The sequence below is a fragment of the Methylobacterium sp. PvP105 genome (assembly GCF_017876975.1).
Lineage (GTDB): Bacteria > Pseudomonadota > Alphaproteobacteria > Rhizobiales > Beijerinckiaceae > Methylobacterium > Methylobacterium radiotolerans.
On the sequence record NZ_JAGIPA010000001.1, the window covers coordinates 4719603 to 4733648 of the forward strand.

The following is a 14046-nucleotide window of genomic DNA, read 5'->3' on the forward strand; positions in this document are numbered from 1 at the left end:
TACTGCCAGGACCGGGAACTTATAAAACAAGCTGCAGACAAGGTATAGTAATATCATTGCACTCCATTGATCCGTGCGCCGTAGGGCGGGCTACGCCTTTTGGATGCGGAACCAAACATCTCGGTGATGTGGCGTCGCAAAAAATCGCGGCTGCTGAGGCAAAGCGGCCGCTGCTCCCATCGTCGGCGAACTATAGAAAGAGATCAGCTCCGCCCCCTGCTCCGACCACGATCGCCCGATCTCGCTTTTCTCGTCCCATGAGACGAGAAATACGTCCCAAGAATTTGCCGGTCTATCACCACAAATGCGCGATATCTCCTCTGCCCAGTGCATCAGAGAGCAGCCCCGGACGCGCCGAGACGGTGCCCTCAAATCATTCGCGAGAGCTTTCGCCCGCCGATGCAGATCATTCTGTCCGAGCCGCGCACCATTCATGTGATCGATTTTTTCGAAATCGCGATACAACGCGATGCATACAGCCCGAGCCGCACCAGAAGCAGCCGATAAAGAATGGATACCTCGGATCCTGGATTTCTCTATCGACGCACCCCGATTCTACTCACCCCATACAGCAAGAGGCAGCTCTTCCCTGGCAGGAATCCGAAGGTTTCAGGCCTCTCCGCGGCTCCAGAGCTTGACGGCAGGCCCGCTTGGCCTCGGCCATCGGGCGTGGGCCTGGTCCTCCGATTGGCCAGCTGCCACGGTCGACCGGGCATTGTTAGACCGTTCTGACCGATCGCGCCCTGGCCGCAGCCAGCGCCGCCTCCACCCTGTCGCGTCCGAAGGATCCCATGGCAGAACTCCGAGAGGGGCCGGAAGCGACGGCGCCGCCCGCGTTCTCGAAGCGCCGCAGCCTGGCCTGGATGGGATTCTGCCAGGGCGGCCTGTTCCTGGCACAGTTCGGTACCTCGCTCGCCCTGGCGCGCCTGCTCACCCCCCACGAGACCGGCATCTTCAGCCTCGCGGCCGCCATCGCGGGCCTGCTGTCGACGCTGCGCTCCTGCGGCCTATCGAGCTACATCGTCCGCGCGGAGCGGGTGGACGCGGCGCTGCTGGCGAGCGTCTTCACGGTGAACCTGATGCTGTCGGGCGCGGCGGCGATCCTGATCCTGGCCTTCAGCGTGTTCGGCAGCGTTCTCCTCGGTGAGCCGGAGGTCCAGCGCGCCCTCGCCATCCTCGCCGTGGTGCCCCTCGTCGGCGCACTGGAGTTCCGCCCGGCCGCCATGATCGAGCGGCACGGCAATTTCCGCGGCGTGGCCCTGGTCAACATGCTGCGCGGTCTCGTCGCCAGTGGCGCGATGCTGGCGCTGGCCCTCCTCGGCTTCAGCTACATGAGCCAGGCCTACGGGCAGGCCGCGGGCGCCGTCGCGGCGGCGCTGGCTGCGAACGGCCTCGGGCTGCGCTACGTGTCGCTGCGCCTCGGGCTCGCGGGCTGGCGCGAGATCCTGACCTACGGCGGCCGGCTCTTCGCCATCGCGGGGGTCGCGGGGATCGCCGGCCGGATGGGCGACCTCGTCCTCGGGCGGATGCTCGGGCTCAGCGCCCTCGGCCTCTACTCCCGCGCGGCGAGCCTCAACACCCTGATGTGGGACCACCTCCACGTGGTGATCACCCGCATCACCTTCGTGGACCTCGCGAATCAGCAGCGGAACGGACAGTCCCTGCGCGCGTGCTACCTCCACACGCTGCGGATGATCACCGTGCTGCTCTGGCCGGCCTTCGCGGGCGCGGCCGTCCTGGCCGGGCCGATCGTGCGCCTCCTGCTCGGTCCGGGCTGGGACGGCGCGGCGCTGCCCTTCTGCCTGCTGTCCGTGGCCGCGATCGTCCTGAGTTCGCTCAGCATGACCTGGGAGGTGTTCCTGATCCGGGATCAGACCGCCCTCCAGGCGCGGTTCGAGTTCCTGCGCCACGGCGCCGGCTTCGTGATGTTCAGCGTCGGCTGCCTGTTCGGCCTCGGCGGCGCGGGCGCGGCACGGATCGGCGAGGCGCTCCTGGCCGTGGGACTCTATCGGCCGCATCTCGAGCGGATGACCGACACCTTCAGGCGCGACTACGCCCCCATCTACCTCCACGCCGCCACACTGACGGCGATCGCCGTCGCACCCGCCATCCTGGTCATGTCGGCTTGGGGATGGTCGGCCGAGACGCCGCTGCCGAGCCTCGCGGCCGCGATCGCCGCCGGGGTCGCCGGCTGGGCCTGCGGCCTCTGGTACCTGGACCATCCCCTGGTCGCGGAAGCGCGCCTGCTACTCGCGCACATGCGCCCGGCCCGCCCGGCCACGACCGTGTCGGACCTCTAGCGGCGCGCCGCGGCGCGAGCGTCAGGTCGTCCACCCAGGACGAGAGCAGCCGCACGCTTGCGCTTCCGCGCGCCGGAGCGCGATATGACCGGACACGACGGCGGCGCGGGACGATCGCGGGATGGCGGATTTCCGCAGCTTGGAGGTGTTCTACTGGGTCGCGAAACTCTCGAGCTTCCGGCGCGCCAGCGAGAAGGTGAACACCACCCAGCCGGCGGTTTCCCAGCGCATCGCGGCCCTGGAGCATGAGTACGGGACGCTGTTCGAGCGCCGCAGCCGGGACGTCGCGCTGACGGAGCGGGGGCGTCTGCTCCTCGGCTTCGCCGAGCGGTTCCTGGCGCTCCAGACCGAGATGAGCGCGGCCCTGCACGAGACCGGCCGGACGCGGGGCACCCTGCGGCTCGGCGTGTCCGAGACGATCGTCCACCTGTGGCTGTCGCGCTTCATCGAGCGCATGCGCGCCGCCCATCCCGGGATCGGCGTCGACATCACGGTCGACATCTCGCCGAACATGCAGGCCGCCCTGGTCGCCGACGAGATCGACCTCGCTTTCCTCGTCGGCCCGATCACCCTGCCGAGCTTCGCCAACCGCGCGCTGTTCAGCACCCCCGTCGCCTGGATCGCCGCGCCGGGCCTGCTGCCGGGCGACGAGCCCCTGAGCCTCGGCGCGCTGCTGCACCACCCGCTCATCACCTACCCGCGCAACACCAGCCCCTACGTCGAGCTGCGCGACCTCGTCCTGCAGGAGAACCTCCTGCCGAGCCAGATCCACACGAGCGCCTCGCTGGCCACCATCGTGAAGATGGGCGTCGAGGGCCTCGGGATCTGCGTGATCCCGCCGGCCGTGGTCGAGGCCGAGCTCCGCGCCGGCACCCTGCGGGTCCTGCCGGCCGAGCCGACGCTCTCGGACCTGACCTTCACGGCGATGCACACGAAGCGGCCGGCCCACCACTTCGTGGCGGACGCGGCCCGCCTCGCCCAGGAGGTCGCCGAGACCTGGGCCGCCGGCCGATAAGACGGGTTTATCGCGCCCCATTCGCAATCACGATTGGCGCGCCCCGCGGCGCGATGGGATCGTTGCCGCAGGAAATGAATCGCTGAAGCGATCGGGATCTTGCGGAATCCGGGCGGCCGACGCGGCCGTTCCGGCGCGCGACGACCAGCCGGGGAGATCAACGCGGTGAGCCAGCACCCGGGCGCCGACGGCGCCGCACCTGTCTTCGCCGACGCGGCGGACGCGCGGCGCGCGATCCGCGCGGGCCGGTTCCGGGGCCACACCTCGGGTCTCGTCCCCGCCCACGCGCAGGGCAACCTGATGATCCTGCCGCGGGCCATGGCGGAGGATTTCCACCGCTTCTGCCAGCAGAACCCGAAGCCCTGCCCGATCCTCGGCGTCTCGCGGCCCGGCGCCCGCGCGCTTCCGACGCTCGGGGCGGACCTCGACCTCGCCACCGACGTCCCCGGCTATCGCGTCTACGAGGGGGGCGAACTCGCGGCGGAGCTGCCCGACCTGACCGGCGTCTGGCGCGAGGACCTCGTCACCTTCGTCCTCGGCTGCTCCTTCTCGTTCGAGGCCGGCCTGATCGAGGCGGGCATCCCGCTCCGGCACGTTGCCCTGGGCCGCAACGTCGCGATGTACCGGACGTCGATCGAGACCCAACCGTCGGGACCGTTCCACGGCCCCCTGGTGGTCTCCATGCGGCCGATGAAGGCGGCGGACGCCATCAAGGCCGTGCAGGTGACGGCCCGGATGCCGGCGGTCCACGGGGCGCCGATCCATCTCGGCGACCCGGGCCTGATCGGCATCCGCGACCTCGCGCGGCCGGATTTCGGCGACCCCGTCCCGATCGAGCCCGACGAGCTCCCGGTCTTCTGGGCCTGCGGGGTCACCCCGCAGGCGGTGGCGATGGCGGCGCGACTGCCGCTCTGCATCACCCACGCGCCCGGTCACATGCTGATCACCGACCTCCTCAACCGGGACCTGCCGTTCCTGTGACCCTCCCGGCCGCGTGGCGGCCCGTCCGCGAAGGAGTTGCGCCATGTGGGTGAAAGACACGAGTCCGGCGGAACGCCGGGTCCTGGGCGCGGCCTTCGCGGGCTACGGCGTCGATGCGTTCGACTACATGGTCTACACCTTCCTGATCCCGACCCTGGTCGTGGTCTGGGGCCTGACCAAGGTCGAGGCCGGCAACATCGCCACCGCCGCGCTGGTGACCTCGGCGATCGGCGGCTGGGCAGCCGGAATCCTGGCGGACCGCTACGGCCGGGTGGTCGTCCTGCAGGGCACCGTCGCGTGGTTCACCCTGTTCACGGTGCTCAGCGGCTTCACCCACTCGTACGAGCAGCTGCTCGTGACCCGCGCGCTCCAGGGCTTCGGCTTCGGCGGCGAGTGGTCGGTGGGGTCGGTGCTGATCGCCGAGACGATCCAGGCGCGCTACCGCGGCAAGGCGGTGGGGCTCGTCCAGTCGAGCTGGGCGGTCGGCTGGGCCTGCGCGGCCATCGCCTTCTGGGCCGTGTTCGCCCTGGCGGAGCCCGCCGTGGCGTGGCGGATCCTGTTCTGGCTCGGCGCCCTCCCCTCGGTGCTGATCTTCTGGATCCGCCGCAACATCGAGGACCCCGAGATCTACCGCCAGACCCGCGCCGCGATGCGCGACGTCGGCGATACCGGCAGCTTCCTCGACATCTTCTCCCGGCCGCTGATCGGCCGGACCGTGCTGGCGAGCCTGCTCGCGACCGGCATGCAGGGCGGCTACTACGCGGTGACCACGTGGCTCCCGACCTACTTGAAGACGGAGCGCAACCTCTCGGTGCTGAACACCAGCGGCTACCTGCTGATGCTCATCTTCGGGTCGTTCGTCGGATACCTGACCAGCGCCTGGCTCTCCGACCGCATCGGGCGCCGTCGCGGCTTCGTCCTGTTCGGCTTCTGCGCCGGTGTCCTCGTGCTGGCCTACACGCTGATCCCGATCACCGACCCGGTGATGCTGGTCCTCGGCTTCCCGCTGGGCTTCTTCCTCTCCGGCGTCTTCTCCGGGATGGGCGCCTTCCTGAGCGAGCTGTTCCCGAGCCGGATCCGCGGCTCCGCACAGGGATTCTGCTACAATTTCGGCCGCGCCACGGGCGCGATCTGCCCGGCCGTAGTAGGCCATCTCAGCGGCTCGCTGACACTCGGCACCGCCATCGGCGTCGTGGCGGCGGGGGCCTATTGCCTCGTGATCGTCGCGGCGCTTCTCTTGCCGGAGACGGCGGGCCGCGCGCTCGATTCTTGCACCGCGGATCCGGCCGAGCCGGAACCCGTTGCGGCCCTGTGAGACCCGATCGGCACGCGGAGCGGCGGCGATGACCAGCGTGGACCTCAATTCCGACCTCGGCGAGGGCTACGGCGCCTACGCCTGCGGCGACGACGCGGCAATCCTCGGGATCGTCACCTCGGCCAACGTCGCCTGCGGGCTCCACGCCGGCGACCCCGAGATCATGGCCCGGACCTTCGCGCTGGCGAAGGCGCGCGGCGTCGCCGTCGGCGCCCATCCGGGCTTCCCGGACCTCTGGGGCTTCGGGCGGCGACGGATGCCGTACAGCCCGGCCGAGATCGAGCGGCTCGTCGCCTACCAGATCGGCGCCGCGCAGGCCCTCGCCGCCTATGCCGGCCACCGCATCACCTACGTGAAGGCCCACGGGGCGCTGGCCAACGTCGCCGCCGAGGAGCGGCCGGTGGCCGACGCCATCGCCCGCGCGGTCCGCGCGGTGGACCGGGAGCTGGCGCTGCTCGCCATCGCGCTGACCGCCCAGGTAGCGGCGGGCGAGGCCTGCGGCCTCGAGGTCCACCAGGAGATCTTCGCCGATCGCGGCTACACGCCGACCGGCCTGCTGATCCCCCGCAGCCAGCCCGGCGCGATGATCACCGATTCCGGCGAGGCGGCCGACCGCGTCCTGCGCATGGTCGAGGCGGGCGCGATCCTCACGGCCGACAGTCAAACGCTGCCGACGCCGATCCGCTCGATCTGCGTCCACGGCGATTCCGACCACGCCGTCGCCACGGCGCGGGCGGTGCGGACCCGGCTGGAGGGCGCGGGCGTCACGCTGGCGCCGTTCCGGCCGTGAGCGCGGCGCTGGACGAGCCCCGCCTCCTCGACGCCGGCGAGGCGGCCCTCGTGGTCGAGTTCGGCAGCACGGTCGACCCGGCGATCAGCGACCGAGTCCTGGCGCTCGACGACGCCCTCGGGGCGGACCCGCCGGAGGGGCTGCGGGAGCGCGTGCCGACCTACCGCTCCCTGATGCTGCACTACGACCCGCTGGTGCTCGACCGCGGGACGCTCGCCGAGCGGGTCCGGACGCTGGCGGCGGGCGCGACCGCGCGCGCGGCGAGCCCGACCCTCTGGACCCTGCCCTGCTGCTACGACGCGGCCCACGGGGAGGACGTCGCGCAGGTCGCCGAGCAGAGCGGCCTGTCGCCGGAGACGGTGGTATCGAGCCACGCGGCCACGACCTTCCGGGTCTACATGTACGGCTTCGCGCCGGGCTTCGCGTATCTCGGCGGCCTGCCGAAGCCCCTGGCGGTGCCCCGGCGGGCGAGCCCGCGGCCGCCGCACCCGCGCAACGCCATCATGATCGGCGGCGGACTCGCCGCGGTGGCGACCGTGCCGATGCCGACCGGCTGGTACGTGATCGGCGCGACCCCGGCCCGCCTCTACGCGCCGGAGCGCGACCCGAGCTTCTTCGTCGGCGCCGGCGACCTGATCCGCTTCGAGCCCGTGGATGCGGCGGCCTTCGACGCCCTCACGGCGCGCGAGGCGGCGGGCGAGCCGGTGGCCCGCCGCGGGGAGGCGCGCTGATGCCCGCCCTCGTCATCGACGCCGCCGGACCCGGCATCACCCTGCAGGACGGGGGCCGGCACGGCTACCTGCGCTACGGCATCACGGCCGCGGGCCCGATGGATCCGCTGATGCACGCCGCCGCCAACCGGGCGGCGTCCAACGCCCTCGACGCCACCGCCGTCGAGATCTCCACCGGCGGCGTCACCGTCTCGGCGCAGGACGGCGCCGTCGGGCTCGCCCTGCTGGCGCCGGGCTTCCGCGTCGCGCTGGACGGCGTGCTCCTGCCCGACACGGTCGCGCTCACCCTGGAGCCCGGCCAGACCCTCGTCGTGCGGGCCGGCGACGCCGGCGCCTGGGGCTACCTCGCGGTCGCCGGGCGTCTCGACGTGGCGCCGGTCCTCGGGTCGGCGGCGACCCATACCCGCTCGGGGCTGGGCGGCCTCGACGGCCGCGGCCTCGCCGCGGGCGACCGCCTCCCCGTCGCCGAGGGTCGGACACCGGACGGGCCGCCGCAGCGGCTCGTCGCGCCCTGGCTCATCCGGGACGGGCGGGAGATCCGGGTCGTGCTGGGCCCGCAGGACGACTACTTCGCGCCAGACCAGATCGCGGCGTTCCTGGCCGGCCCCTGGACGGTCTCGCCGCGCGGCGACCGGATGGCCTGCTTCGTCGACGGCACCCCGCTGAAACACGCCAAGGGGCACGACATCGTCTCCGACGGCGTCGCCATGGGGGCGATCCAGATCCCCGGCAACGGCCTGCCGATCATCCTGATGGCCGACCGGCAATCCACCGGCGGCTACCCCAAGATCGCCACGGTCATCGGGCCGGATCTCGGGCGGCTGGCGCAGGTCCGGGGCGGGGCGCGCCTGTCGTTCCGGCGCGTCTCGGTGGCGGAGGCGGTCGCGGCGCGCCGCGCCGAGCGCGATCTCCTGCGCGAGGCGATCCCGCGCGAGCCGGTCGTCCGCACGGATTTCGCGTCGGACTTCCTGCTCGGCCTCAACCTCGTCGGCGGCGTCACGGACGGCCGCGCCTGAGCGCTTGGCGGCTGCGCGCGAGCGTCTAGAGTGCGGCCCCGGCCGGGTCGCCCGGCCCGATCCCTTTACACAGGAAAGCCCGCACGCATGGCGCACGCCGTTACCGCCCCGGGGACCCCGCCGGCCCGCAGCAACGAGCCCCTGAACGCCGACAGCGTGCGCCGCGCCCGGATCGACCTCGCCGCCTGCCTGCGCTGGGCCGCCCGCCACGGCCTGGAAGAGGGCATCTGCAACCACTTCTCGGCGGTGCTGCCGGAGCGGCCCGACCTGTTCCTGGTCAATCCCTACGGCCTCTCCTTCGCGGAGGTCACCGCGTCGAGCCTGCTGCTCTGCGACTTCCACGGCAACGTCATCGAGGGCGACGGCCAGCCGGAGGCCACCGCCTTCCACATCCACGCCGAACTGCACCGGCTGAAGCCCCGGGCCCGGGCCGCGTTCCACACCCACATGCCTTACGCGACGGCCCTCGCCATGCTGGAGGGAGAGCCGCTGCTGTGGGCGGGCCAGACCGCCCTGCGCTTCTACGGCCGCATCGCGGTGGACGAGGATTACAACGGACTGGCGCTCGACGCGTCCGAGGGCCGGCGGATCGCCGAGAGCGCCGGCGATGCGGACGTGGTGTTCCTGAAGAACCACGGCGTGATGGTGCTGGGCGAGACCATCGCGGAGGCCTGGGACGACCTCTACTACCTGGAGCGCGCCGCGCAGGCGCAGGTCCTGGCCATGAGCACGGGGCGCGCGCTCAAGGCCGTGCCCGAGGCGATCGTGAAGCACGTGGCGGCCCAGGAGGCGGCCGGCCGCGCCGAGAGCGCGCGGCTGCACCTGGAGAGCGTCAAGCGGGTGCTCGCCCGGGACGAGCCCGCCTTCCTGGCGTGAGCGCCCGTTAGGGCGCGGCCCGGACCCGGTCCAGCAGCGCGGCGTCGGCGTAACCGTCCGGCGGCAGGCCGACCGACCCCTGGAAGGCGCGCAGCGCCGCCCGCGTCTTCGGGCCGATCTTGCCGTCGACCCCGCCGGTGGCGAAGCCGCGCTCCGTCAGGCGGGTCTGCAGGTCGCGCCGCTCGTCGGCGGTGAGGGGCCGGTCGCCCCGCGGCCAGTCGTGCACCAGGCCCGGGTCGCCGCGCAGGCGCTCCGACAGGAGCGCGACGGTCAGCGCGTAGGACAGGGCCGTGTTGTAGCGGAGGATCACCGCGAAGTTCGGCTGCAGCAGGAAGGCGGGGCCGCGGATCCCGGCGGGCAGGATCAGGGTCGCCTCGGCCGTGTCCGGCAGGGCGCGGTCGCGGGCGGGCCTCACGCCGAGCCCCCGCCACGCCGCGACGGTGCGGACCGTCGTCTCGTCGGCGAGCGCCGCGTCGAAGGTCTCGGGCAGCACCGCCTCGGCGCCCCAGCCCTCGCCGGGTCTCCAGCCGTGGCTGCGCAGGTAGTTCGCCGTCGACGCGAGCGCGTCCGGCACCGAGGTCCAGATGTCGCGCCGGCCGTCCCCGTCGAAGTCGACCGCCTCGCGCTGGTATACACTGGGCATGAACTGCGTGTGCCCCATGGCGCCTGCCCAGGATCCGGTGAGCCCGGCGGGCATCCGGTCGAGGGGCGCCTGGTTCCAGGCCAGGATCTGGAGCGCCGCCGCCAGCTCGTCGCGCCAGTAGGTCATGCGGTTGGGGTCGCTGCAGCCGAGCGTCGCGAGCGAGCGGACGACCGGCTTCACCACCGCCGCATTGTCGAGCACGGCGCCGTAGCTCGACTCCACGCCCCAGAACGCCACCAGGATGTGGCGGTCGACCCCGTACCTGGCCTCGATGGCCGCGAGCGTGTCGGCGTGCTCGGCGAGCTTGCGCTGACCGGACTCGACGCGGGCCGGCGTGACGCTGGCCTCGATGTAGTCCCAGATCGGCCGGACGAACTCGCCCTGGCTCTGGGTCGCGGCGATCACGTCGGGGTCGGGCGTGAGGTGGGCGAGCTGCGCCTCGGCGAGGCCCTGCGGCACGGCGCGGGCCGTGACCCAGGCGATCAGGTCGGCCCGGCAGGCCTCGAAGGACTGCGGTGCGACCGGCGGGGTGGGGTCGGGCCCGGCGGCGCGCGCCGGCACGACCGTGCCGAAGACGAGTGCGGCACCCGTCGCCAGGACCGCGCGCGTTGCGCCGCTCCGGGTCACGGGCCGCTTCGGCGCGGCGCGATCGTCCATGGGCATCTCCGGTGATCCAGACGAGGGCGGCGTAGCATAGCGGGCCGGCAGCGACACCTTCGAGACGCGGCCCGAGGCTCGCCGCGGCCCCGGCAGCGCCCCAAGTCGCGTCACACCAGCCCGCCTGCCCGGAGACCACCCGTGATGCAGCCCGCTTCCCTGACGGTCATCGTCGCGGCCGTCCTCGGCGCCGGACCGGCCAGCGCCCTGGAGGTCACCCGCAGCCGCGACGTCCCGGCCCCGCCCGCGGCGGTCTGGGCGCTGGTCGGCGATTTCTGCGCGATCCAGAACTGGCACCCGCAGGTCCAGCGCTGCATCCTTTCGGGCGACGACGACGATGACGGCATCCGCGCGCAGATCCGCGGCCTCGTGGTGCAGGGCGGCCGGGGCACGATCGCCGAGGTCGAGACCGCGCGCGACGAGACCGGCATGAGCTACAGCTACAGCTTCATCCAGGGTCCCCTGCCGGTGCGCGCCTACAACGCGACGCTGGCGGTCCGTCCCAACGGCGCGGGGTCCATGGTGATCTGGAGCGCGACCTTCGACGCCGAGGGCATGAGCGACGCCGACGCCGTCGCCGACATCACGGGCGTGTTCGACGCCGGCCTTGCCGGGATCGCCCGGGAGGCGGCCAGATAGCCGCCCGCGGAATCGGCCCGCCGCGCGAAAAATCGCCCGCCGCGCGCCGCGGGGTCTCGCCGCGGGGCCGTCGCGGACCGATGTGAGCGCCGTCGGCGCGAGCGAGCGCCCGGCTCGATTCCCAGAGGCAGCCTCAGGAGGCCGAGACCCGCATGCGCCGTCACCGCCACGCCAAGATCGTCGCCACCGTCGGTCCCGCCAGCTCCGCCCCGGACCAGCTCCGCGCCCTGTTCCTCGCCGGCGTCGACACGTTCCGGCTCAATTTCAGCCACGGCCTCCAGGCGGATCACGCCAAGGTCCACGGCGCCATCCGCGCCCTCGAGAAGGAGGTCGGCCGGCCGATCGGCATCCTGCAGGACCTGCAGGGGCCGAAGATCCGGATCGGCACGCTGCAGGGCGGCCGGCTCGATCTCGAGGCCGGCGAGACGGTCCGCTTCGTCCTCGAGGGCGCCGACGGCGACAAGCAGGCGATCCCGCTGCACCACCCGGAGATCTTCGACGCCGTCGTGCCGGGCCAGGAACTCCTCATCGACGACGGCCGGGTGCGGGTGCGGGTCACCGGGCCCGAGCGGACCTCGATCACCGCCGAGGTCGTCACCGGCGGGCCGATCTCGAACCGCAAGGGCGTGAACCTGCCGGGTACGCTGCTGGACCTGTCGCCGCTCACCGAGAAGGACCGGGCGGACCTCGCCTTCGGGCTCGATCTCGGCGTCGACTGGGTCGCCCTGTCCTTCGTCCAGAAGCCGTCCGACGTCATCGAGGCGCGGGGAATCATCGGCGATCGGGCCGGCATCATGTCGAAGATCGAGAAGCCGCAGGCGCTGGAGCGGATCGCCGACATCATCCGGCTCTCCGACGCCGTGATGGTCGCCCGCGGCGACCTCGGCGTCGAGATCCCGCACGAGGACGTGCCGGGGCGGCAGAAGGAGCTGATCCGGGCCTGCCGGCTCGCCGTGAAGCCCGTCGTGGTGGCGACCCAGATGCTCGACTCGATGGTCAACGCCCCCGCGCCCACCCGGGCGGAGGCGTCGGACGTCGCCACCGCCATCTATGACGGCGCCGACGCCGTGATGCTGTCGGCGGAATCCGCCACAGGCCGCTACCCGGTCGAGGCGGTGGCGATGATGGATCGGATCATCCGGAGCGTGGAGGGGCACAAGCTCTACCACTCGATCGTCGCGGCCTCGGAGCCGGGCGAGGAGGAGACGCCGCCCCACGCGGTGGCGACCGCCACGGCCGACCTCGCCGAGGCCGTGCACGCCGCCGCGATCGTCGCCTACACGGCGAGCGGGACGACGGCCGCGCGGGTCGCGCGCAAGCGCCCCGCCGCGTCGATCCTGGCCCTGACCCCCAACGTCGCGACCTCGCGGCGGCTGAGCCTGCTGTGGGGGGCGCACAGCGTCCTGACGGAGGACGTCGACAGCTACGAGGAGATGACCTCGAAGGCCTGCCACCACGCGCAGGACGAGGGCTTCGCGCGGTCGAACGACATCATCGTGGTCACCGCCGGCATCCCGTTCCACACCGCCGGCAACACCAACAACATCCGCCTCATGCAGGTCTGAGGCGCCCGATCGGGCGCCGGGCTGGAACGCGGCCCGCGCCTGACCCGTTGTTGGGGAAGCTGCGCCATTTGGGCGCGTGACCGGAGGGCCGACCCATGAACCTGATCGGACGCATCGTCACCAAGATCCTCGGCAACGAGAATCGCCCCGTCGACCGGGACGACCGGAACGCCAGCACGGCGACGCCCCTCGGCCGCCTCGTGACGAAGATCCTGGGCAAGTAGCCGCGCCGTTCGCCGCGCGCCCGTGTCGGGCGCGCGGCGGAACGGTCGGGCGATCAGTTGGCCACGGCGCTCGCCGTCTCCTTCAGCACCGGCGCGGCGGGGATCGAGTGCTGCCAGAAGGCGCCTGTCCGGCCCTTCTCGTAGCCGGCCTCGTACAGGGCGCGCATGTAGGCGGTGTCGAAGCCCTTCGCGGCGGAGGCCTTGGGTCCGTTCTCGTCGATGTAGGTGAGATTGAAGCCGATGCCGTTGGTGCGCGCCAGCGCGTAGGTCGCCGTCAGCGTCGCGCGGGAGCGGGCGCGGCTCGCCGTCGTGAAGGAGCGCTCCACGATCGAGAGCGTGTTGTCCTTCGTGACCTCGAAGTCCGGCTCCAGGCGGCCGTTGATCACCACGTAGATCTCGGCCTTGCCGCCGGTGCGGATCCGTCCGTCGCGCAGCAGCAGGGTCTGCGGCAGGGTGAAGACCGGTGTCACCACCGAGCCGTCGACGTGCATCTCCTGGAAGCGCGCGTCGCCCGCCGAGACGTCGATGAACTGGGGCGGGAACACCGCCGGGATGCTGGCCGAGGCCGCCAGGACGTCGCGGAACAGCTGGCGGGCATTGGGCACCCCGCTCGCCGCGATGGCGCCCATGTTCCAGATCACCGCGCGCTGGGAATCCAGGTTCGTCGTCACGACGAGCAGGCGCCGGCCCTTGGCGTGCTCCTCGGCCACGGCCTTGAGGAGATCGTCCGTGACGTAGCGGTCGATGAGGTTGCGCAGGCGCCCGTCGCCGAACAGGCCGGAGCCGAACAGCACGTTGGCCAGATTCGGCGAGGCCACGAGCTCGCCGGCGACGCCGCTCGTGTAGAACTCGGTGAGGTAAGGATCGTAGGCCGAGCCCAGGAACGCGAAGGGCGCGATCAGCGCCCCCGTCGAGACGCCGGAGACCAGGGTGAATTCCGGCCGCTTGCCGGACGCCGTCCAGCCGTTGAGCACGCCCGCCCCGTAGGCGCCGTCGCCGCCGCCGCCCGACAGGGCCAGGTAGGTGAAGCCCTTGAGGCGCCGCTCCGGATTGGCGGCGAGGGCCGCGATCGTGTCCACCGACGCGTCCGCGAAGACGCGCGCGCCGGGAATGCCCGGCACGGTGGCGAACGCCGCCTGCTCGGCGCTGTAGGGAGTCCGCGGAACGCTGCCGCAGGCCGCGACCTGCGCCGCCAGCCCGAACGCCACCGCCATGCGCAGGCTGACCTGACGAGAACCCATCGTCACTTCCTCGAACCGCGAAACACGCCCACTCTGCCACACGGAACGAGCTT

Annotated in this window: 13 protein-coding genes; 11 read left to right on the top strand and 2 right to left on the bottom strand. The window is 72.2% G+C overall.

All coding sequences use genetic code 11. The features are described 5' to 3' along the window. Positions 1–791: 791 nt before the first annotated feature. The 8 genes from J3A75_RS23115 (at position 792) to J3A75_RS23150 (ending at position 9024) form a co-directional block, all read left to right on the top strand. On the top strand, positions 792–2300 hold the full coding sequence (locus J3A75_RS23115; protein ID WP_029358953.1) for an oligosaccharide flippase family protein: 1509 nt from the start codon (positions 792–794) through the stop codon (positions 2298–2300). Positions 2301–2421: 121 nt separating this feature from the next. Beyond that, on the top strand, positions 2422–3315 hold the full coding sequence (locus J3A75_RS23120; RefSeq protein WP_012320291.1) for a LysR family transcriptional regulator: 894 nt from the start codon (positions 2422–2424) through the stop codon (positions 3313–3315). 165 nt (positions 3316–3480) lie between these two features. Continuing rightward, positions 3481–4296 (top strand): putative hydro-lyase, encoded by an 816-nt coding sequence (locus J3A75_RS23125; protein ID WP_029358951.1) that lies wholly within the window; start codon positions 3481–3483, stop codon positions 4294–4296. Between the two features lie 43 nt (positions 4297–4339). Next, positions 4340–5611, top strand: a complete 1272-nt coding sequence (locus tag J3A75_RS23130; protein WP_012320293.1) for an MFS transporter — start codon at positions 4340–4342, stop codon at positions 5609–5611. Positions 5612–5639: 28 nt separating this feature from the next. Continuing rightward, on the top strand, positions 5640–6401 hold the full coding sequence (locus J3A75_RS23135; RefSeq protein ID WP_024829359.1) for a 5-oxoprolinase subunit PxpA: 762 nt from the start codon (positions 5640–5642) through the stop codon (positions 6399–6401). Continuing rightward, complete coding sequence (locus tag J3A75_RS23140) at positions 6398–7132, top strand: 5-oxoprolinase subunit B family protein (protein WP_070999932.1); 735 nt, start codon at positions 6398–6400, stop codon at positions 7130–7132. The genes J3A75_RS23135 and J3A75_RS23140 overlap by 4 nt, the downstream gene beginning before the upstream one ends. Then, on the top strand, positions 7132–8148 hold the full coding sequence (locus J3A75_RS23145) for a biotin-dependent carboxyltransferase family protein (RefSeq protein ID WP_024829357.1): 1017 nt from the start codon (positions 7132–7134) through the stop codon (positions 8146–8148). The genes J3A75_RS23140 and J3A75_RS23145 overlap by 1 nt, the downstream gene beginning before the upstream one ends. Before the next feature lie 87 nt (positions 8149–8235). Then, complete coding sequence (locus J3A75_RS23150; RefSeq protein ID WP_024829356.1) at positions 8236–9024, top strand: aldolase; 789 nt, start codon at positions 8236–8238, stop codon at positions 9022–9024. Between the two features lie 7 nt (positions 9025–9031). Here the strand turns inward: J3A75_RS23150 and J3A75_RS23155 are convergent, their stop codons facing one another. After that, the gene (locus J3A75_RS23155; RefSeq protein ID WP_070999933.1) at positions 9032–10324 is read right to left on the bottom strand and encodes a lytic murein transglycosylase; all 1293 of its coding nucleotides are present in this window, start codon (positions 10322–10324) and stop codon (positions 9032–9034) included. A gap of 144 nt (positions 10325–10468) precedes the next feature. Between J3A75_RS23155 and J3A75_RS23160 the strand changes: the two genes are divergently transcribed. From J3A75_RS23160 to J3A75_RS23170, 3 genes are all read left to right on the top strand, one after another. Continuing rightward, positions 10469–10963 carry an SRPBCC family protein gene (locus J3A75_RS23160; RefSeq protein ID WP_070999934.1) on the top strand — a complete coding sequence of 165 codons (495 nt, stop codon included), beginning with the start codon at positions 10469–10471 and terminating at the stop codon, positions 10961–10963. A 152-nt stretch (positions 10964–11115) separates the two neighbouring features. Further along, on the top strand, positions 11116–12528 hold the full coding sequence (gene pyk, locus J3A75_RS23165; RefSeq protein ID WP_012320300.1) for a pyruvate kinase: 1413 nt from the start codon (positions 11116–11118) through the stop codon (positions 12526–12528). Between the two features lie 95 nt (positions 12529–12623). Further along, positions 12624–12752, top strand: coding sequence for a hypothetical protein (locus tag J3A75_RS23170; protein WP_012320301.1), 129 nt, complete (start codon positions 12624–12626; stop codon positions 12750–12752). Positions 12753–12805: 53 nt separating this feature from the next. Here the strand turns inward: J3A75_RS23170 and J3A75_RS23175 are convergent, their stop codons facing one another. After that, positions 12806–13993, bottom strand: coding sequence for a patatin-like phospholipase family protein (locus tag J3A75_RS23175; RefSeq protein ID WP_024829354.1), 1188 nt, complete (start codon positions 13991–13993; stop codon positions 12806–12808). Positions 13994–14046 lie beyond the last annotated feature (53 nt).